This window comes from Bradyrhizobium sp. Kon69 (assembly GCF_055807515.1).
The window spans coordinates 343,044-360,669 of record NZ_JBVVOS010000001.1 but is presented as its reverse complement, the minus strand read 5'-3'; the positions used below and the strand labels follow the sequence as shown (position 1 = coordinate 360,669).

Here is a 17,626-nt window from a genome sequence, read left to right as displayed (position 1 = left end):
ACACTTACCGGGGAAATGGGGCAGGCTCTTGCCTGTAATCGGCCTGCGTTGTCCAAAAATGCTGAAGATGTTTATCGATCGCCGATGGATAAAGTTGCGTATCAAAATAGTCCGACGCGCGGAGCGCACCGCTGACGCCAGCATCCGCCAGCGGCGCTCGCTAGATTGCAGCACGTCCTTGTTGGCGTTCGGTCACAGACGGCATTCGCACCACACAGCGGAACCCGACATGGCTGGTCGAGGTATCGACCGGCTCGGCGTGCCGCGCAGCCGGGCGGTATCGGCGGCAATAGTTCGGCGCGCACAGGTGCGAGCCGCCCTTGAGGACCTTGCGCGGAATCTGGATGTCGGGGAGGCGCGGGTCGTAACTTGTGTGCTCACCGCCGCCGCGAGGATTTTTGGGGATGCAGCAAGGTTTGGCAACATCGGCGGCGTGCTTTGACGACCACCAGTCGGAGGTCCACTCCCAGACATTGCCGATCATGTCGTAAAGACCGTAGCCGTTCGGCGGGAAGGCCATGACCGGCGAGGTACGCTCGTACCCATCCTCGCCGTGATTCTGGACGGGGAAGTTGCCCTGCCAGATATTGGCCATGTGCTTGCCGCCCGGCATCAGCGCGTCGCCCCAGGCGTATTCCTCCGCCTCGAGGCCGCCACGCGCCGCGAACTCCCACTCCGCCTCCGTCGGCAAGTCCTTGCCGGCCCAGCGGGCATACGCTGCCGCATCGCTAAAGGAGACGTGGACGACGGGATGGTCGTCGAGGTCCTTGATGTTGCTGCCGGGACCATAGGGATGACGCCAGTTGGCGCCGCGCAGGAAAGTCCACCACTGGCTCCGGTCGGTGAGATCGGTGATGCGCGGCAGCGGGGAGAACACTAGCGATCCCGCGTAGAGCATCTCCGCCAGCGCGCCTGGATAGTCCTTCGGATCGGGAACGACCTGCGCTTCGGTGACATGGCCGGTTGCGTCGACGAACTGCTTGAACTGCCGGTTGGTCACGGGCGTGCGGTCGATCCAGAAGCCGTCGACAGCGACGCGATGGCTCGGCGCTTCCTCGGGATAATGATGGTCGGATCCCATGCGAAACGTTCCGCCGGGAATGAAGACCATCTCGCCGGTCTTCAAATCATCCGGCAACCACTCGCAGTGATCCAGATCCGCTCGCAACATGGTGGAAGCTCCGATACGCGCATTCCACCTGATGCTACTGCGCCGATTCTGGCAGACTTCGACGATAGCGCTTTGCCCGGCCCATTGGACGCATTGTTCGGTCCCCTCTTTTTTGGCGCTCGGGGGAGAGGAGGACGCTGCGTTGCGTCAACATCTCTTTCCTTTGCACGCACGTTTTCGAGCACGCGGCAAATCCATGCCGCGTGCGCTCTGCCATCCGCAGAACGCTTCCGCTCAATATCGCTAAGGTTGCAAACGGTATCCGAAGATTGGACGGCTGTGATGTGCAGTTTGTGCCAGTCTGCCCGGGCAGTTGGTGAGACCTAGTGCCCCATGTCGAAAATCCCTCAGTGCAAAGGCAGTTCAGTGGCTATCTAGCAACAAACTTGGCGATGATTGTCTCAAAACGCGAAGTCAGTCTGTCGCACCCACCTCGCGTTGTGGTGGTACTTTGCCACCGCGTGCCGCAGAATTGTCGCGCTTCAGTAACAGGGTACAGCCATGGGGCAATTCCTACTGGTTGATTCGCGCAAGCTGGACGGTTTCGAAGGTCTTCAGCAGGCTGTCCATGGCTCGCATGTCGATGTGATGCAACTCGGCCGCGGTCGGTTGCGCGGAACGTTATCTCATGTCGGCATCGGCGACTTCTCGCTCAGCATTGGTGCTTTCAACGTCGGCATGCGCACGCAGCGGGTTTCCAGCGACGACAGACTGATCATCGGGATGCTGCTCGCGGCCGAAGAGCGCGTCGCCCACTGGTCGTTCGACATGCAGCTCAATGATGTGCTCGTCATTCCGCCGCGGCTCGAACATGACGGTGTTTTTCACGGCGGCTCCGCCTACGCCGCCATGCGCTTCGACCTCAATGAAGTCGCGACGCTGTTCGGCGGAGAACCACGGCTGAGCGACCCCGACACATGGCGCAGCCGCGGTCATTTCCGCGCGCACATCGAGACCGGCGCGATCGCCTCGCGCCGCCTGGTCCGGATCATGTCGCACCTGCGCGACAACAAACATGGGTTGACGCCATCAACTGCCGATTTCTGGAAGCGATCGATCGCCGAATGCATGGCTGCCAACGTCGCTTCGTCGCTGCCACCCGATGGCAACGGCTGGCTGCCTTCCGCGCGACGTCTGATCCGCAAGGTCGAGGAGTTTCTCGACGACGCCGGCACCCGTCCGGTGCACGTGTCGGAAATTTGCGCGGCGCTCGGCGTATCGCGGCGCACCCTGCACCGCGCCTTTCAGGAGGTATTCGGCCTCGGCCCGGTCAGCTTCCTCAGGCACAAGCGGCTATGCGCTGTTCATTCGATCCTGCACCAGAGCGCACCTGGTTCGACCACCGTGACAGCCGTCGCCATGCAGCAGGGCTTTTACGAACTCGGCCGGTTTTCTCAGTATTACTTTGCAATGTTCGGGGAGCGTCCGTCGCAAACGCTTGGAATTACGACGCCGCAGGCAGTCGAAGACGACATCGCCAGAACCTGGCGCTCTGGGTCCGCACCGCGAACGGTGCCATGATCGCATGCATGCCGGCGTTTTGCCCGCGTCAAACGGCGAAAAAAACCGTCATGAAAACAACCAGATGGCTACTGTGCATGGGGTTGTTTTCGCACTTTTGAGTTGGATAGGCAGGCCGCCTCCAGCTTCACGCCCCGCAGACGATCACGCCGCACCAGCCGAGCCCCCGATAGGTCTCGTAGCCGGGCGTCGCATGGAACGCGACCAACGTGCCGGAGCGGTCCTGATAGAAGCCGGAGCGCTGGCCATTGAGCGACAGCGAGATGCGTTCGCTGAGAATGCCTTGTCCGTCGGAAGCGGCGATCACGCGAAGATTGGAGTCGACCAGCAGCACGCGCGCCTTGTCGCTGTCGCCGACGCGCACGCCTTGCACGATGGCGCGGGCCTGCGCCTCCCAGTCGAAATGGATGGCGAGCACCCCGATCGGCGCGCCGTTGGCCTGGCCGCCGGCGCGGACGCTGGCGCAATAGGTCGCGACCTGGGCATTGCCGAGCAGCGGCTGGTTCTCGACGTCGCCGGCGACATAGTCGTCGCCGGAGCGCAGGGTGTTGGCCTCGCGAAACCATTTGGTGTGGGCGACGTTCTGGCCGACGGCGTGAAAGCGGTCGGCGCGGCCGTTGGCGATGACGTTGCCCTCGAGATCGCAGAGCCAGAGGTCGAGATAGACGGTGTAGGCCCCCAGGATTACGCCGAGACGCTGCGAGGCATGGGACACGGCCGCGCCGTCGGGCGAGGCCGCGCAATCGACCAACGCTGAATCGGTCGCCCACCAGCGCACGTCGCAGGTCCGTTCATAGAGGTTGCGGTCGATCAGCTCGATGGCATTGAGCGATAGGTCCACCATGCGCTCGCCGCGCGAGCGCTGGCTCATGCGGTCGATCGAGGAGACGAGATCGCCGGTTCGTTTCGTCAGTTGGCTTTCGAGCTCGCGGGCGATGGTCTCGACCTGCTGGCCGACACCGCGGACCTCCTGCGCCACCACGGCGAAGCCCGCGCCCTGCGTGCCGGCGCGCGAGCTTTCGATTAGCGCGTTCAGCGCCAGCATCTTCATCTGGTTGGTGATCTGCTGGATCGCCTTGGTCTTGTCGACCGCGATCTGGTTGACCTCCGCCGTGAGGCGGTTGATCAGCGCGGAGATGTCGGAATCGTCATCAGCGGGTTCATTTGCGATCGGCTTGGCTTTGAGACCCAGCGCAGCAGACATCGGGGGCTTCCCTTGGCAATGAGGTCTGATCTGCAACGAACCCGGAACAATCACTGACAGATCGAATACCATTCTTTTTCGGAGATTCCGCCTAACGCCTGCTTAATTTGCTGTTTTGGGGAATGCTCAAATGATAGTCAGTCCGCGCAGCAAAACGGCAATCCACCGCTTTGTGCCGCGCAGACATTGCAAATCCCGGGGGATTGCGGGCCAATCGTCCCGTCGGCCGGGCGATGCAATACCTCGGCTCCCAGGTTCCTCAAACCGACAGCTGTTCATGACGCCGCCCGCCACCGCCTTGCCCGTCGAAGCGCCCCAGGCATTCCTGGGGGTGGCGCGCTCGCTTACCGACAAGCTCTGGCGCGACCGGCTGGATGCGCGCGGGGCGGCGAAAGCGCTTGCCATCGTGCAGCGCCACCAACTGCCCGAGCTGCTGGCGCGGGTGCTGGCAGGCCGCGGTGTCGACAGCGACGCCGTCGCAGATTTCCTCGATCCCACCATCCGCAAGCTGCTGCCGGACCCGTTCACGGTGACGGAGATGGAAGCCGCCGCGAAGCGGATCGCGGATGCCGCGGCAAAGGGTGAGAAGGTCGCGATCTTCGGCGATTACGATGTCGACGGCGCGACCTCGGCGGCGCTGCTGACCTGGCATCTGCGCCATTGCGGGCTCGATCCGCTGATCCACATTCCCGACCGCATCTTCGAGGGCTACGGACCCAACACGGAGGCCGTGCGTGCGCTGGCCGAAAAGGGCGCCACGCTGCTCGTCACCGTTGATTGCGGCACCACCAGCATCGAGCCGCTCGCGGAGGCAAAACGTCTCGGCATGTCCGTCGTCGTGATCGACCATCATCAGGCCGGCACGGAATTGCCGGAGGTCGACGCGTTGGTCAATCCGAACCGGCTCGACGATCTCTCCGGCCTCGGCCATCTCGCCGCCGTGGGCCTCGTGCTGGTGACGCTGGTCGCGGTCAATCGTGAATTGCGCCAGCGCGGGTTCTGGAATGCGGAGATGCCCGAGCCGGATCTGCTCGGCATGCTGCATCACGTTGCGCTTGGCACGGTTGCCGATGTCGCGCCGCTGATCGGTCTCAACCGCGCGTTCGTCGCCAAGGGCCTGATCGCGATGCGGCGGCGCGACCATGTCGGCCACACCGCGCTGATGGACGTGGCGCGGCTCAACGGCCCGCCGGAGGCCTGGCATCTTGGCTTCATGCTGGGGCCGCGCATCAATGCCGGCGGCCGCATCGGCCGCGCCGATCTCGGCGTGCGGCTGCTTTTGGAGGGTGACAGCGTCGAGGCCGCGCGGATCGCAGCCGAGCTCGACCGCCTCAACAGTGAGCGCCGGATCATCGAGCAGGCGGCCGAAGCGCAGGCCGAAGCCGAGGCGCTCGCCTCGATCGGGCTCGAGGACAAGATCGGCGTGATCGTGACGGCCTCCGAAGGCTGGCATCCCGGAGTGGTCGGTCTCGTTGCGTCCCGGTTGAAGGAGAAGTTCTCGCGGCCCGCCTTCGCGATCGCGCTGGAGCCCGGCGGAATCGGCACCGGCTCCGGCCGCTCGATTGCCGGCGTCGATCTCGGCAAGGCAGTGCGGCAGGCGGTCGCCGACGGCATTCTGCTCAAGGGCGGCGGCCACGCGATGGCTGCGGGCGTCACGCTGCGGAAGGAAAAGCTCGCCGAATTTCGCGCCTATCTCGAGCATGCCCTGGCGCGCGACGTTGCCGAGGCGCGCCACGTCAACGAGCTCTACATCGACGGCGCGGTCTCCGCGCGCGCGGTGACGACCGAGCTTGCAACGACGCTCAACCGCGCAGGTCCGTTCGGCAGCGGCAATCCGGAAGTCGTGTTGGCGTTGCCGGCGCACCAGCTCGTCTATGCCGACGAGGTGGGACAGGCGCATTTGAGGCTACGCTTCAAGTCGGGCGACGGCGCCATCGTCAACGGCATCGCGTTCCGTTCGATCGGACAGAAGCTTGGCAACGCGCTCGTTGCCAATCGCGGCCAGCAACTGCATGTCTCGGGATCATTGTCGGTCGATCGCTACCAGGGCGCCGAGCGTGTGCAATTCCGCGTCATCGACGTCGCGCTACCCGACCAAGGGCCATCCATGATTAGATAGGCCCGGCAAACAACAAAAAACGAATAGAAAAAAGGGAGTGAACATGGCAGGGCAGGTTGAGGGCAAGGTCGCGCTGGTGACCGGCGGCGCATCCGGAATTGGCGAGGCAATTGTCGAGCTGTTCGCGCGCGAGGGCGCCACCGTCATCGCCACCGACATCGACGAGCTGCGCGGCCCCGAGCTCGCCAATCGCATCACCAAGGCCGGTGGCAAGGCGATTTTCCTGGAGCAGGACGTCACCAGCGAAGAGCGCTGGATCGAGATCGCAGCCGAGATCGCGAAGCGCTTTGGCCGGCTCGATATTCTCGTCTCCAACGCCGGCATCGGCATCGCCGTGCCCTCGATCGTCGACATGACGCTCAGCGACTGGCGCAGGCAGAACGCGATCAACCTCGACGGCGTCTTCCTCTCGGTCAAGCATTGCCTGCCCCTGATGCGCAAGACCGGCGGCGGCTCGATCGTCATGATGTCCTCGCTCGCGGGCCTGCGCGGCGCGCCCGGGCTGTCGGCCTATTCGGCGACCAAGGGCGGCGTGCGGCTATTCGCAAAGTCGATCGCGATGGAGTGCGCGGCGGCCTGTGACGGCATCCGCGTCAACTCCGTCCATCCTGGGATCATCGACACGCCGATCTGGGGCAAGATCCCGACCGGCGCGACCGGCAACCAGGGCAACGCGCCGATCGACCCAGACGAGCGTGCGCGCGTCGTCACGCCGCTCGGCCGGGCCGGCCAGGCTGCGGAAATTGCCTCCGGCGTGCTGTATCTGGCCTCCGATGCCTCGCGCTACGTCACCGGCAGCGAGCTCGTCATCGACGGCGGCATGAATGCCGGCGGCGTACCGCGGCGGCAATAGCCCGCCGCGCGGGCTGCGAAGGGCAGGGTGGCGCCCGCGGGGGCTGACGCGCAGGCGTCGGACCTGTACAACGCGGGCGTCTTCCGGCCGACAGAGGTGTCCTTCCGCCATGGCGCACAGCCTTCACTCTTCGTCATCCACGCCAGCAACGTTCCGCTCGAACCGTCCGGACCTCGCGAGCGACGCGATCCGCAGCGCGCGCGAGGATCTTGCCGCCTGCTTCCGGATGGCTGCGCGCAACGGCTTTGAGGAGGGCATCTGCAACCACTTCTCGGCCGTGGTGCCGGGCCATGACGATCTCTTCCTGGTCAACCCTTACGGCTACGCCTTCCGAGAGTTGACCGCGTCAAAACTGCTGATCTGCGACTTCCACGGCAACGTGCTCGACGGCGAGGGCGTGCCCGAGGCGACCGCGTTCTACATCCACGCCGAGATGCACAAGCGCCTGCCGCGCGCCAAGGTGGCCTTCCACACCCACATGCCCTATGCCACGGCGCTGTCGATGACCGAGGGCGAGCCGCTGATCTGGGCCGGCCAGACCGCGCTGAAATTCTACGGTCGCACGGCCGTGGACCGCGACTACAACGGCCTCGCGCTCGACAACCGCGAAGGCGCGCGCATCGCGTCCAGCGTGGGGAATGCCGACATCATCTTCATGAAGCATCACGGCGTGATGGTGCTGGCCCCGACCATCGCGGAGGCCTGGGACGATCTCTATTATCTCGAACGCGCCGCCGAGGTGCAGGTGCTGGCGATGTCGACCGGGCGACAGGTGCTGCCGGTCGATCCCGCGATTGCGGCCGAGACCTACAGGCAGATGCGCGAGGGCGATTCCGAATCCGCCCGGCTGCATCTCGCCGCAATCCGCCGCCAACTCGATGCGGAGGAGCCGCAATATAGGCACTGAGCCTGCCTACGACCCCTGGCGCAGCTTCGCCAGCACCTTCAGCCCGCCATAGCCGTCCGCAGGCACGATACCGGCCCTCAGCTGAAAATCCTTGATTGCCTTCATGGTGTCGTTCCCGACGCGACCGTCGGTGCCGCCGGTGTCGAAGCCGGCCTTGGTCAGGCGCGTCTGCATCTCCTGCACCTCGGCGAGCGTCAACGCGCGCTCGGAGCCGGGGAATGGCTGGATGAAGGGCGGGGCGCCGAGGCAGCGGTCGCCGAGATGGCAGATCGCGAGCGCGTAGTTCATCGAGGGATTGTAGCTCTTCACCGCGTTGAAATTCGGCCCCAGCAGAAACGTCGGCCCGCCCGCAACCGGCGTCCATATCTGCGCCGATGCGGAGGGTTGCGGGAATGGCTGGCCGTCGGCGCGGGTGACGCCGGCTGCCTGCCAAGCCGCATAGGTCCGGCTGCCGCTCATCTCACCGGGCGTGCGCACCTCGTAGCCCCAATGCTCGCCGCGGTGCCATTTGCCGCGGTTGACGAGATATTTTGCGGTCGAGCCCAGCGCATCGTCGGGCTTGCCGAACGGCGACACCTTGCCGTCGCCGTCATAGTCGATGCCGACATTGAGCCAGACCTCCGGCATCCATTGCGAATGCCCCATCGCGCCGGCCCAGGATCCCTGCATCTGCTCGGGCGTGCTCCAGCCCTTGTCGACGATGCGTAGCGCGTTGATCAGCTCGGTCTCCCAATAGGCCTTGCGACGCGGCTCGTTCCAGGCGAGCGCGGCGAGTGAGGGAAACACAGGCGTCATGTGGTTCTGCTGCACCAGCGGATCGCCATAGGCGGACTCGACGCCCCACAGCGCCAGCAGCGTACCGCGCTCGACGCCGAAATCGCGCTCGATGCGTGCGAGCAGCGCCTCGTTGTTCTTCAGCGCGATCTTGCCGTTGATGATGCGCCAGTCGGAGACGCGGCGGTTGATGTATTGCCAGACCTGCTCATGGAATTCGGGCTGGTTGCGCATCTGCTTGAACACGCTCATGTCAGGCTCCACCCGCGCCATCGCGCGCTGCCATGTGGCGGCCGAAATGCCTTTCGCCATGGCACGTGCGCGAAAGCCCTCGCGCCATTCCTCGAAGCCTGGAGGCGCGGCCAGGATGCGCGTTGGGATTGCGACGAGTGCGGCTGCGCCGAACGTGGATCGAAGCAGAGCGCGGCGGCTGCGAGAGGCTATGGAATCAGCGTGTTTCATGGACCCATTCTAGCGGGAAACATGGTGGCTGTGACCAGTTCCTGGAACTGCAGGAACAGACGCGGGCCCCGCGTTCCCCGGAACAAACTGTCGCACTCCCGCATTCCCCCAGCATCACGTTCGAGGAGGAGAAGATGAGGAAATATCTGTTTGCCGCCGCCATGGTCACCGCCATCGCCGCGCCTGCGTTGGCCGACGAAGTCGGCGTTCACGTCGGTCCGGTCGGTGCCGGCGTGACGGTCGGACAGTCTCACGAATATCGTGAGCGGGACCGCGATCGCGACCGCACCACCGTCATTAAGGAGCGCGAACCCGCCGACCGCACTACGGTGATCAAGAAGGAAGATGAGTTCGGCAATCGCAGCAAGACCGTGATTCATCACGACAACGACTGACGGAGTGGGGCCCCGGCCGATCGCCGGGGCCCTCCGTCGCACGCAGTCCGTTCATCGAGAATTCGGGGTGGAATGAAGATACGCGCGCATGCGGAAAGCCATGTCGTCGAGTTGGACGACGGATCGCGATGGCAGATCTTTCCCGGCGATCTCGCGACCACGCTGAGCTGGAAGCCCGAAACCGATCTGCACCTGGAGCGAAGCGGCGAGCGGGTGAGTTCGCATGAGCTCGTGAATGAGGCCGATCAAAGCCGCGTCCGGGTGATCGCAGCGAGCGAGACCTGGCCTGATGGCGAGGTTAAGAAAGTGTTGAAGGGCGGGTAGGGCGCGCCTGCAATAGGTCGGATATCCCCAATTTTGAGCCTGTCACTTTACGGTCGGTTTGCGTCCGTCTGCGCATAATGCGTGAATGCAGGAGCTGTTCGACATTATCCGTGCCAATCCCTGGCCGTTCGGCGCCGGGTTGTTCGTCGTCATCCTGATGATCCTCGCGGAGAACTTTGGCCGCGGTATTCAAGGCGACGGCGCCGTCAGTGACTTCTCGGATTCGGACGGTGGCGGCTGCGGCGACGGAGGAGGCGACTAGGGCCGGTCAGCGGCGAACGCGCTTCGCCTAGTCCTCCTGCAAATCGGCTGCGACGCCTGCCAGCCAGCGGCGAATGCTTGCTTCGGCCTTGGCGTCGAGCCCAGCGGCAAGACGCTTCTCCAACGCAATCACCCGCTCCCGGCACGCTTTCAAAAGCGTCGCGCCGCGCGGCGTCAGCGTCCATTGCTGGATGCGGCCGTGGACGGGATGAGGCCTCATCAGAATCGCACCGTCACGTTCGAGATTGCGGATGATGACACCGACGGTCTGGGGCGTCAGGAAGGTGAGGCGGGCAACGTCGGCGCCCGAGAGGCCCGGATAGGCATTGAGCATGGTCAGCACCGCGAATTGCGGTGAGGTGACACCGAGATCGACCAGCGACCGCTCCATCGTCAGGCGGACTGCAGCGTGGGCCTGGCGCAGCAGATAGCCGAGATAGCCTTGCTCGCCGCGCTTGCCTTCCCCTGGGGCTGGCACGCGCACCGCTGGGGCAGCCGGGGGTACCTTCCGCCGGAGTTGCGATCTCGTGATATCGGCCGGCTTGCGCATCATGTAAGTGCTCTTATACTATATCAGCACTCTTACAATACCACGAGGTGAACGGCAATGTCACACGCCCGCAGCGAATACGAGAATTTCAAGAAGATCGCGCCCGATGCGTATGACCTCGTGCTGGCGCTCGGCCAGGTGGCCGCCAAGGCCGGTCTCGACAAGCAGCTTCTCGAACTGGTCAAGCTGCGGGCATCGCAGATCAACGGCTGCGCCTTCTGCCTGCAGCATCACATCCTGCTTTCGGAGCGGATCGGCGTCCCATTGGACAAGCTCAATTTGGTCGTGGTCTGGCGCGAGGCGCCGATCTTTTCCGCGCGCGAGCGTGCCGCGCTGGCCTGGGCCGAGGCGCTGACCTGCCTGCCCGACGGAGTCGGCGAAGAGGTGTACGCCGAGGCAAGCCGTGAATTCTCGGAGATCGAGCTGACATACCTGACCTCGGCGGTCGCCTCGATCAACGTCTGGAACCGTTTTGGTGCGGCGTTTCGCTGGACCCCGGCGAAGCGGCCGGTCGCAGCGAATGCGGCGGCGTCCTGATTGCAACGAAGGGAGATCACGATGACAGCAATGAGTTTGCCCACCACACCGCGCCCGTTGCCATCGCGCTCGCTGGCGATCGCCGTTATCGGCGGGCTCGCCTGTGCGCTTGCGATCGGGAAGGCGCTGCCGGTGACGATGGACACCATATCCGGCGCACTCTCGCCGCTCTGCGCCACAGCCGCCGAAAGCTCGCCGCTCGATAAGGTCGAACCGATCGGCTCCTACGCCCTGCCGAACGTACCGGGCAAACGCGTCACCATCGTGCGCGTGTTCTACGGTCCCGGCGGGTTCTCGCGGCCGCATCGTCACGCGGGATCCGTCACGGCCTACATCACCAAGGGCGAGATCCGCTCCCAGCTCGGCGGCGGCCCGGTCGAGACGTTCGGCGTTGGCCAGTCCTTCTTCGAGCCGCCCGGCTCGACGCATCTGGTCTCGGCCAATGCGAGCACCACGGAACCGGCGGAATTGATCGCGGTGTTCGTGGCAGACGAGGGCGCCCAGCTGACGACGTTGCTGGATTGATCCGTAGCCCGGGTGAGCGAAGCGACACCCGGGGCAGTCGTCGCGTGAGTCCCGGATGTCGCTTCGCTCATCCGGGCTATGTTACCGGCGTGCTCTCTCGTCAGCCGCCATAGGATGCTGGATCAGGGTTGTCCGACGGGTGCTCGAACGACTTCTTCATCGACACCGGCATGGGCACGTGGAAGTTCAGGCCGCGCGGCGGCACCGGCTCCATGAACCATTTGTTGTAGATCTTCTCGATCTCCGAGCTCTTGTAGAGTTTTGCGGTCGCGCGATCGACCACCGCCTTGAACGGTGCGTCGTCCTTGCGCAGCATGATGCTGTAAGGCTCCGGATCGGAGAACGCCCCGGTGCTGATCGCGTAGAGCGACGGATCCTTCGAGGAGGCGATCATCGCCGCCAGCTGGATGTCGTCCATGACGAAGGCCACGGCGCGGTCGGTTTCGACCATCAGGAACCCTTCGGGGACATCCTTCGCGTTCATCACGGTGATGTCGAGCGAGCGGGCCGCATTGGCCTTGTTGAGCTGCGTGATGTTGGTGGTGCCCGAGACCGAGACGACGGCCTTGCCCTTGAGATCGTCGATTTGGTCGAGCTTCGAAGTCTTCTTGGACACGAAGCGGCTCGCCGTGAGGAAATGCGTGTTGGTGAACCACACTTGTTTCTGGCGATCGGCGTTGTTGGTCGTCGAGCCGCATTCGAGATCGACGGTGCCGTTCGCCATCAGCGGAATGCGGCTGGAGGAGGTGACCAGGTTCTCGTTGACTGCGAGCTTGTCCAGCTTGAGCTCGGCCTTGATCTCCTCGACGATCTTCATGCAGATGTCGATGGCGTAGCCGACGGTCTTCTGCTTCTCGTCGATATAGCTGAAGGGCACCGCACTGTCGCGCACGCCGAGCGTGATCGCGCCGGTGTCCTTGATCTTCTTCAAGGTCCCGCTCAATTCCTGCGCATGAGCCGGCACGCCGAACGCGACGGCCAGAACGGCCGCTATTGTGAGACAACGCATGTGCTTTCCTTCATCCTGTTTGCCCGTTGGGAGGAAAGCAATTCTGAGGCCAGACAATTCTGAGGCCAGAGAAGGCTCCGTCATAAGGAGGCCGGGCCGGTCACGCTGCGTGCGTGCAATTCGCTGTCATAGGACTGTCATCAGACGGTTTGGTTGGCTGTCTAGATGGCGCAAGCAGCGTCAATTCTCCTCGCCGCCCGATCCCTCGCGCAGGTCCGGCTTGAGCACGTCCTCCGGCAGCGCATGCGCCACGGGCTGCGGCGTGCCGGCGATCTCCGGGCCGACCTCGCGGCCGCGGGCGCGGATCAGGCGCTCGTAGGCGGAGACCAGCGTGACGTAAGGACTGACCCAGATCCAGCCGTCGCGGGTGAACACCTGCACGTCGAAATGCAGGTGCATCGAGGTGCCGGCGGGATGGTCGAGATAATTCGAGACCACGCCGATCTTCTCGCCCTCCGATACGATGCGGCCATTGAGCAGGCCATCGGCGTTCAGCGCCTGCGGGTTCATATGCATGTAGCGGAAACGGATGTGCTCGCTCCGGCTGTTGATTTGCAGCGTCACGGCCTGGTCCTTGGAAGCGCGTATGACCCTCGCATCGCGCACGGCGACGACGGCGCGCTGCTTGGGATCACAGGCTTGGCGGCCTTCACCGGGCAGTGGGCACTCAGCCGCGCGGATGTCCTCGCCTTGATGGCCATAACCGCCGCCGCATTGCCAGACCTCGAAACTGCGGGATTCGCAGAAATTGTCGCGCCAGGGGTAAGCGGTCGTGCTCTCCATCTTGTCGCGCTTGGCATAGGATTGCGAGTGTACGAACGCGGGCGCCTTCTCGAGAGGAAAGCGGATCTGTGCGTAGGCCATCACGTCGGGATGACCGCCCTGCTTGCGATAACCGGTGTTCGGGATGATGTCGCCGCTCGGCCGGTAGGTGAAATCAGGGGAACGTACCGCCGGACGATCGAGAATGTTGGAAGCGATGTCCGTGAGCGGCCGCATGCGCTGGCCGCCCGCCACGCGCAGCGCCTTCAGGAAGCGTTCGGCGACCGGATAGGCCTCCTTGCAGGCAAGCCGCCGCGGCTTTGCGACGCTGTCGAGGCATTGGATCGATACCACATAGGCGACGCCGAAACGGGTGAAAGCGTAGCGCACATAGCCTTCCCGGATGAACTTGCGCAGGTCCGGGTAGAGCGCCGCGAGCGGTTTGACCGGCTCGCCCTTGCCGCCCGAGGGATCGGCAATGTCATAGACGAGCGCCGAACCCGTAATCTGCACCTCGACCGGCCTTGCGAAGACTCGGCTCGGCATGCCGTCTCCGGTACCAGGCTCGAACGAGAAGGTCGCGCTGTAGCCGGCGGGCCCGGCATCGAACATCTCGACGGAATTGAAGTCGGCCTGGTAGCGCGACAGCGCGAGGGTCGCCGGCGCGCCATTGCGCCGTGCTTCGAAATACGCGGCAGCGTCGAACGGCAGCAGCACGGGCACGGAGCTGCGAGCGATGCCGGTGAAGAAGTACGAGGAGATCGCGTTGAGCTGCACCAGCGCCGGCATCGCGCGCGGATCGTAGCGCGGCACCGAACGACGGGGAGCGAAGATGAAGTCTTCCGCCGCCCGGGGATGGGCATTGATTTCGGTGCGGAGCTGGTCGAGCGCCGCGCGCCAATCGACGCGCAGCGCCGTGAGCGAGGGGCTGCGGAATTCATCCGCAGCCAGCGGAGAGGCAATGAGGAGCGAAAGCGACGCCAGAAGTTGCGAGACGAAGCGGAAACTTTTCCCAACCACTGTCTCGCCCCCCGGCGGCACTTGTTGCGCTCGCTTTGGCCCCGTCAGTCCTTGGCGCGCTCGGAGTAGGAGCCGTCTTCGGTCATCACGACGATTCGGGTGCCGACGGCGATGTGCGGCGGCACGGTGGTGCGCACGCCGTTGGACAAAATCGCGGGCTTGTAGGACGAGGAGGCGGTCTGGCCCTTGGTCACGGGCTCGGTCTCGACCACTTCGAGCGTCACGCGCTGCGGCAACGCGATCGACACCACATTGACGTCGTGCGTCGACAATTTGACCGTCATGCTCTCCTGAAGATAGGCCGCGGCGTCGCCGATGACGTCCTTCGAAACCTGGACCTGGTCATAGGTTTCAGGGTTCATGAAGTGGAAACCGTCGCCGTCTTCATAGAGATAGGTGAAGTTGCGTTCTTCGATCGTGGCCTTCTCGACCTGGTCGGTGGTCTTGTAGCGCTCGGAGATCTTTACCCCGTCCGAGATTCGGCGCATTTCGATCTGGCTGACCGGGGTGCCCTTGCCGGGATGGATGTTCTCGGCGGTCACGACGACATATAGCTTGCCGTCTTGCTCGATCACGTTGCCCTTGCGAATAGAACTGGCGATGACTCTCAAAGCTGTATTTCCTGCTTGCTTGGCCCGGCTCGGGCCAGGAGGTGGTCAAATTGATGGGGGACCTGGGGCCCCAAATCAGACCGCGGCACCCGTTTCGGGCCGCAACATACTGGTTTTGCCGTTGGATGCCAGCATTTTGCTGGCCAGCGGAGCAGTCGGCTAATGGCTGGGGACAAGCCGATGTCGCCGTTCTGGTCCCCCTCGCGGCATCTCGACCGCCGGCCGTTCCTGCAGGCCAGGGGAGCCATCACCGGGGCTCTACGGGGATTTTTCGCCGAGCAGGGCTTCATCGAGGTCGAAACCTCCGTTCTCCAGATCTCCCCGGGCAACGAGACCCACCTGCATGCCCCCCGGACCGAGATCATGCGACCCGACGGCAGCCGTGTGAGCCGATATTTGCGGACTTCGCCGGAATTTGCCTGCAAGAAGCTGCTGGCGGCCGGAGAGACCCGGATTTTCGAGTTCGCCCGGGTGTTCCGGGACCGTGAGCGCGGCGACCTGCATTTGCCCGAATTCACCATGCTGGAATGGTACCGGGCAGACGCCCCCTATGACGCCATCATGGCCGATTGCGTCGTCCTCATCGCCCGCGCGGCCCAGGCGACCGGTATCGGCACCTTCGCCTTCCGCGGCCGGACCGCCGATCCCTTCGCCGAGCCGGAGCTTGTAACGGTGGCCGGCGCCTTCGAGCAATTTGCGGCAATCGACCTGCTTGCGACCATTTCCGGCGGCGAGGGCGACCGCGCCTCGCTCGCCCGGGCCGCTGCCGGCAAGGTCCGCGTCGCCGAGGATGACACCTGGTCCGACATCTTCAGCAAGGTCCTGGTCGAGCATGTCGAGCCGCATCTGGGGCATGGGCGTTTGACCATTCTGTTCGAATACCCATCTCCAGAGGCGGCACTGGCGCGCGTGAAGGCGGGCGATCCCCGCGTTGCCGAACGGTTCGAGGTCTATGCCTGCGGTGTCGAGCTCGCCAACGGCTTTGGCGAGCTGACCGACGCCGAGGAGCAGCGCAAGCGCTTCACGCAATCCATGGCGGAGAAGCAACGCCGCTACGGCGAAGCCTATCCGCTGGACGAGGACTTTCTGGCCGCGGTCGCGGCCATGCCGGAGGCGAGCGGCGTCGCGCTCGGCTTCGACCGGCTGGTGATGCTGGCGAGTGGCGCATCGCGAATTGATCAGGTGGTCTGGACGCCGCCTGCAGATGAAACGTTAAGCGAGACATGATGAAGAGCAATCTTGCGCGCACATTGCGCGAGCCGGCCGAACTTGTGGCCGAGCAGCTGGTATCAGCCGAAGCGCTGCCGGCGCTCGAACGTGTTGCCGCGCGCTACGCGGTTGCGATTACGCCGGCGCTGGTCGATCTGATCGACAGGTCAGATCCCGACGATCCCATTGCGCGGCAATTCGTTCCGACCGCCGCTGAGCTGCAGATGCAACCGGGCGAGGACGCAGATCCAATTGGCGATCATCCGCACTCGCCGGTTCCCGGGATCGTGCATCGCTATCCCGACCGCGTGCTGTTCAAGCTCGTTCACGTCTGCGCGGTCTATTGCCGCTTCTGCTTCCGCCGCGAGATGGTCGGACCCGGCAAGGAGAACGCGCTCTCGGACGGCGCCTATCGCGCGGCGATCGACTACATCCGCTCGCACGGCGAGATCTGGGAGGTGATCCTGACCGGGGGCGATCCCCTGATGTTGTCGCCACGGCGGATGAGCGAGATCATGGCGGATCTTGCCGGCATCGATCACGTCAAGATCATCCGCCTTCACACCCGCGTGCCGGTGGCTGATCCCGCGCGCATCAGTGACGAGATGGTCGCTGCGCTCAGGGCCGAAGGCGCCACCACCTGGGTAGCGCTGCATGCCAACCATGCGCTTGAACTGACGGGGCCGGCGCGTGCCGCCTGCGCGCGGCTGGTCGATGCCGGAATCCCCATGGTAAGCCAGTCCGTGCTTTTGCGCGGGGTCAATGACAGCGTGACCGCTCTGTCGGATTTAATGCGAGCTTTCGTCGAATGCCGGATCAAGCCCTACTATCTGCATCACGGCGATCTCGCGCCTGGCACGGCGCATCTGCGAACGACACTCGCCGAGGGGCAGGATTTGATGCGGCAGCTGCGCGGACGGGTGTCCGGCCTGTGTCAGCCCGACTATGTCATCGACATTCCCGGCGGCGCCGGCAAGTCGCCGGTGGGACCGAATTACGTGTTGCCGATGCAAAATACCGCACCTGATGCGGGTGATGCGGCATCAGAAACGCGCTATCGTATCGTGGATTATTGCGGCGACATTCATCTCTATCCGCCCGAGACCTGAAGATGCCGGCTTGAGAAATGGAGAGGTAAAATGAGAAGCATCATTTTGGCACTGTCGCTTCTGACGGTGTTCGGCAGCGCCGGCTTCGCGCAGACGGGAAGCAAGGGATCGACGACCTCGGGACAATCGGCGGGTTCTTTGCCGCCTGCGCCCGTCGGTCATCGGCAGCCGCGCGTCGGCGACGTGCCCAGCGAGAAGAACCTGAGCGACCCGAACGATCCCCTCAGCAAGGAAAATCAGGCGCTCGACAAGAAGATCAAGAGCATCTGCCGCGGCTGCTAGGCGCCGGGAGCGACGGGCAGG

19 protein-coding genes are annotated in these 17,626 nt (G+C 64.2%); 12 read left to right on the top strand and 7 right to left on the bottom strand.

Annotation, left to right across the window (positions count from 1 at the left end; genetic code table 11):
- Positions 1–160: 160 nt before the first annotated feature.
- Positions 161–1,171 (bottom strand): formylglycine-generating enzyme family protein, encoded by a 1,011-nt coding sequence (locus AC0L3U_RS01830; protein ID WP_473360448.1) that lies wholly within the window; start codon positions 1,169–1,171, stop codon positions 161–163.
- Positions 1,172–1,672: 501 nt separating this feature from the next.
- On the opposite strand from AC0L3U_RS01830, the gene AC0L3U_RS01825 reads away from it, so the two are divergent.
- Positions 1,673–2,692, top strand: coding sequence for a helix-turn-helix domain-containing protein (locus AC0L3U_RS01825; RefSeq protein ID WP_473360447.1), 1,020 nt, complete (start codon positions 1,673–1,675; stop codon positions 2,690–2,692).
- A gap of 127 nt (positions 2,693–2,819) precedes the next feature.
- Here the strand turns inward: AC0L3U_RS01825 and AC0L3U_RS01820 are convergent, their stop codons facing one another.
- Positions 2,820–3,896: a methyl-accepting chemotaxis protein gene (locus AC0L3U_RS01820; RefSeq protein ID WP_473360446.1), complete on the bottom strand. Its 1,077-nt coding sequence runs from the start codon at positions 3,894–3,896 to the stop codon at positions 2,820–2,822.
- Positions 3,897–4,173: 277 nt separating this feature from the next.
- On the opposite strand from AC0L3U_RS01820, the gene recJ reads away from it, so the two are divergent.
- From recJ to AC0L3U_RS01805, 3 genes are all read left to right on the top strand, one after another.
- Positions 4,174–6,015 (top strand): single-stranded-DNA-specific exonuclease RecJ, encoded by a 1,842-nt coding sequence (gene recJ / locus AC0L3U_RS01815; protein ID WP_473360445.1) that lies wholly within the window; start codon positions 4,174–4,176, stop codon positions 6,013–6,015.
- A 43-nt stretch (positions 6,016–6,058) separates the two neighbouring features.
- Positions 6,059–6,868 (top strand): SDR family NAD(P)-dependent oxidoreductase, encoded by an 810-nt coding sequence (locus tag AC0L3U_RS01810; RefSeq protein WP_473360444.1) that lies wholly within the window; start codon positions 6,059–6,061, stop codon positions 6,866–6,868.
- A gap of 109 nt (positions 6,869–6,977) precedes the next feature.
- Complete coding sequence (locus AC0L3U_RS01805) at positions 6,978–7,775, top strand: aldolase (protein ID WP_456764462.1); 798 nt, start codon at positions 6,978–6,980, stop codon at positions 7,773–7,775.
- A 6-nt stretch (positions 7,776–7,781) separates the two neighbouring features.
- Here the strand turns inward: AC0L3U_RS01805 and AC0L3U_RS01800 are convergent, their stop codons facing one another.
- On the bottom strand, positions 7,782–9,011 hold the full coding sequence (locus AC0L3U_RS01800; protein ID WP_473360443.1) for a lytic murein transglycosylase: 1,230 nt from the start codon (positions 9,009–9,011) through the stop codon (positions 7,782–7,784).
- A gap of 134 nt (positions 9,012–9,145) precedes the next feature.
- Between AC0L3U_RS01800 and AC0L3U_RS01795 the strand changes: the two genes are divergently transcribed.
- The 3 genes from AC0L3U_RS01795 to AC0L3U_RS01785 all read left to right on the top strand — a co-directional run bounded on the left by AC0L3U_RS01795 (position 9,146) and on the right by AC0L3U_RS01785 (position 9,992).
- A complete protein-coding gene (locus AC0L3U_RS01795; protein ID WP_473360442.1) occupies positions 9,146–9,406 on the top strand; it encodes a hypothetical protein in 261 nt (86 codons plus the stop codon).
- 72 nt (positions 9,407–9,478) lie between these two features.
- Complete coding sequence (locus AC0L3U_RS01790; RefSeq protein WP_473360441.1) at positions 9,479–9,730, top strand: hypothetical protein; 252 nt, start codon at positions 9,479–9,481, stop codon at positions 9,728–9,730.
- Between the two features lie 85 nt (positions 9,731–9,815).
- Positions 9,816–9,992 (top strand): hypothetical protein, encoded by a 177-nt coding sequence (locus AC0L3U_RS01785; protein WP_247286161.1) that lies wholly within the window; start codon positions 9,816–9,818, stop codon positions 9,990–9,992.
- Between the two features lie 27 nt (positions 9,993–10,019).
- Here the strand turns inward: AC0L3U_RS01785 and AC0L3U_RS01780 are convergent, their stop codons facing one another.
- Positions 10,020–10,544 (bottom strand): MarR family winged helix-turn-helix transcriptional regulator, encoded by a 525-nt coding sequence (locus AC0L3U_RS01780; RefSeq protein WP_473360440.1) that lies wholly within the window; start codon positions 10,542–10,544, stop codon positions 10,020–10,022.
- 54 nt (positions 10,545–10,598) lie between these two features.
- Between AC0L3U_RS01780 and AC0L3U_RS01775 the strand changes: the two genes are divergently transcribed.
- The gene (locus tag AC0L3U_RS01775; RefSeq protein WP_473360439.1) at positions 10,599–11,078 is read left to right on the top strand and encodes a carboxymuconolactone decarboxylase family protein; all 480 of its coding nucleotides are present in this window, start codon (positions 10,599–10,601) and stop codon (positions 11,076–11,078) included.
- Between the two features lie 21 nt (positions 11,079–11,099).
- On the top strand, positions 11,100–11,603 hold the full coding sequence (locus AC0L3U_RS01770; RefSeq protein ID WP_473360438.1) for a cupin domain-containing protein: 504 nt from the start codon (positions 11,100–11,102) through the stop codon (positions 11,601–11,603).
- A 100-nt stretch (positions 11,604–11,703) separates the two neighbouring features.
- On the opposite strand, the gene AC0L3U_RS01765 is transcribed toward AC0L3U_RS01770, so the two are convergent.
- From AC0L3U_RS01765 to efp, 3 genes are all read right to left on the bottom strand, one after another.
- Entirely contained in the window at positions 11,704–12,612 is a 909-nt protein-coding gene (locus AC0L3U_RS01765; protein ID WP_473360437.1) for an amino acid ABC transporter substrate-binding protein, read from the bottom strand.
- 180 nt (positions 12,613–12,792) lie between these two features.
- The gene (locus AC0L3U_RS01760; RefSeq protein WP_473360436.1) at positions 12,793–14,415 is read right to left on the bottom strand and encodes a M23 family metallopeptidase; all 1,623 of its coding nucleotides are present in this window, start codon (positions 14,413–14,415) and stop codon (positions 12,793–12,795) included.
- 23 nt (positions 14,416–14,438) lie between these two features.
- Positions 14,439–15,005, bottom strand: coding sequence for an elongation factor P (efp, locus tag AC0L3U_RS01755; RefSeq protein ID WP_027569909.1), 567 nt, complete (start codon positions 15,003–15,005; stop codon positions 14,439–14,441).
- A gap of 162 nt (positions 15,006–15,167) precedes the next feature.
- Between efp and epmA the strand changes: the two genes are divergently transcribed.
- The 3 genes from epmA to AC0L3U_RS01740 are packed head-to-tail and all read left to right on the top strand — an operon-like array spanning position 15,168 to position 17,605.
- Positions 15,168–16,232, top strand: coding sequence for an EF-P lysine aminoacylase EpmA (gene epmA / locus AC0L3U_RS01750; RefSeq protein WP_473360435.1), 1,065 nt, complete (start codon positions 15,168–15,170; stop codon positions 16,230–16,232).
- A complete protein-coding gene (locus AC0L3U_RS01745) occupies positions 16,229–17,323 on the top strand; it encodes a lysine-2,3-aminomutase-like protein (RefSeq protein WP_473360434.1) in 1,095 nt (364 codons plus the stop codon). Before epmA ends, AC0L3U_RS01745 begins: the two co-directional genes overlap by 4 nt.
- Before the next feature lie 30 nt (positions 17,324–17,353).
- Complete coding sequence (locus AC0L3U_RS01740) at positions 17,354–17,605, top strand: hypothetical protein (RefSeq protein WP_473360433.1); 252 nt, start codon at positions 17,354–17,356, stop codon at positions 17,603–17,605.
- Positions 17,606–17,626 lie beyond the last annotated feature (21 nt).

Excerpts from the sequence above, each read along its gene's own strand:
- AC0L3U_RS01830 (WP_473360448.1), bottom strand. The coding sequence starts at position 1,171 with ATGTTGCGAGCGGATCTGGATCACTGCGAGTGGTTGCCGGATGATTTG.
- AC0L3U_RS01825 (WP_473360447.1), top strand. The coding sequence starts at position 1,673 with ATGGGGCAATTCCTACTGGTTGATTCGCGCAAGCTGGACGGTTTCGAA.
- AC0L3U_RS01820 (WP_473360446.1), bottom strand. The coding sequence starts at position 3,896 with ATGTCTGCTGCGCTGGGTCTCAAAGCCAAGCCGATCGCAAATGAACCC.
- recJ (WP_473360445.1), top strand. The coding sequence starts at position 4,174 with ATGACGCCGCCCGCCACCGCCTTGCCCGTCGAAGCGCCCCAGGCATTC.
- AC0L3U_RS01810 (WP_473360444.1), top strand. The coding sequence starts at position 6,059 with ATGGCAGGGCAGGTTGAGGGCAAGGTCGCGCTGGTGACCGGCGGCGCA.
- AC0L3U_RS01805 (WP_456764462.1), top strand. The coding sequence starts at position 6,978 with ATGGCGCACAGCCTTCACTCTTCGTCATCCACGCCAGCAACGTTCCGC.
- AC0L3U_RS01800 (WP_473360443.1), bottom strand. The coding sequence starts at position 9,011 with ATGAAACACGCTGATTCCATAGCCTCTCGCAGCCGCCGCGCTCTGCTT.
- AC0L3U_RS01795 (WP_473360442.1), top strand. The coding sequence starts at position 9,146 with ATGAGGAAATATCTGTTTGCCGCCGCCATGGTCACCGCCATCGCCGCG.
- AC0L3U_RS01790 (WP_473360441.1), top strand. The coding sequence starts at position 9,479 with ATGAAGATACGCGCGCATGCGGAAAGCCATGTCGTCGAGTTGGACGAC.
- AC0L3U_RS01785 (WP_247286161.1), top strand. The coding sequence starts at position 9,816 with ATGCAGGAGCTGTTCGACATTATCCGTGCCAATCCCTGGCCGTTCGGC.
- AC0L3U_RS01780 (WP_473360440.1), bottom strand. The coding sequence starts at position 10,544 with ATGATGCGCAAGCCGGCCGATATCACGAGATCGCAACTCCGGCGGAAG.
- AC0L3U_RS01775 (WP_473360439.1), top strand. The coding sequence starts at position 10,599 with ATGTCACACGCCCGCAGCGAATACGAGAATTTCAAGAAGATCGCGCCC.
- AC0L3U_RS01770 (WP_473360438.1), top strand. The coding sequence starts at position 11,100 with ATGACAGCAATGAGTTTGCCCACCACACCGCGCCCGTTGCCATCGCGC.
- AC0L3U_RS01765 (WP_473360437.1), bottom strand. The coding sequence starts at position 12,612 with ATGCGTTGTCTCACAATAGCGGCCGTTCTGGCCGTCGCGTTCGGCGTG.
- epmA (WP_473360435.1), top strand. The coding sequence starts at position 15,168 with ATGGCTGGGGACAAGCCGATGTCGCCGTTCTGGTCCCCCTCGCGGCAT.
- AC0L3U_RS01745 (WP_473360434.1), top strand. The coding sequence starts at position 16,229 with ATGATGAAGAGCAATCTTGCGCGCACATTGCGCGAGCCGGCCGAACTT.
- AC0L3U_RS01740 (WP_473360433.1), top strand. The coding sequence starts at position 17,354 with ATGAGAAGCATCATTTTGGCACTGTCGCTTCTGACGGTGTTCGGCAGC.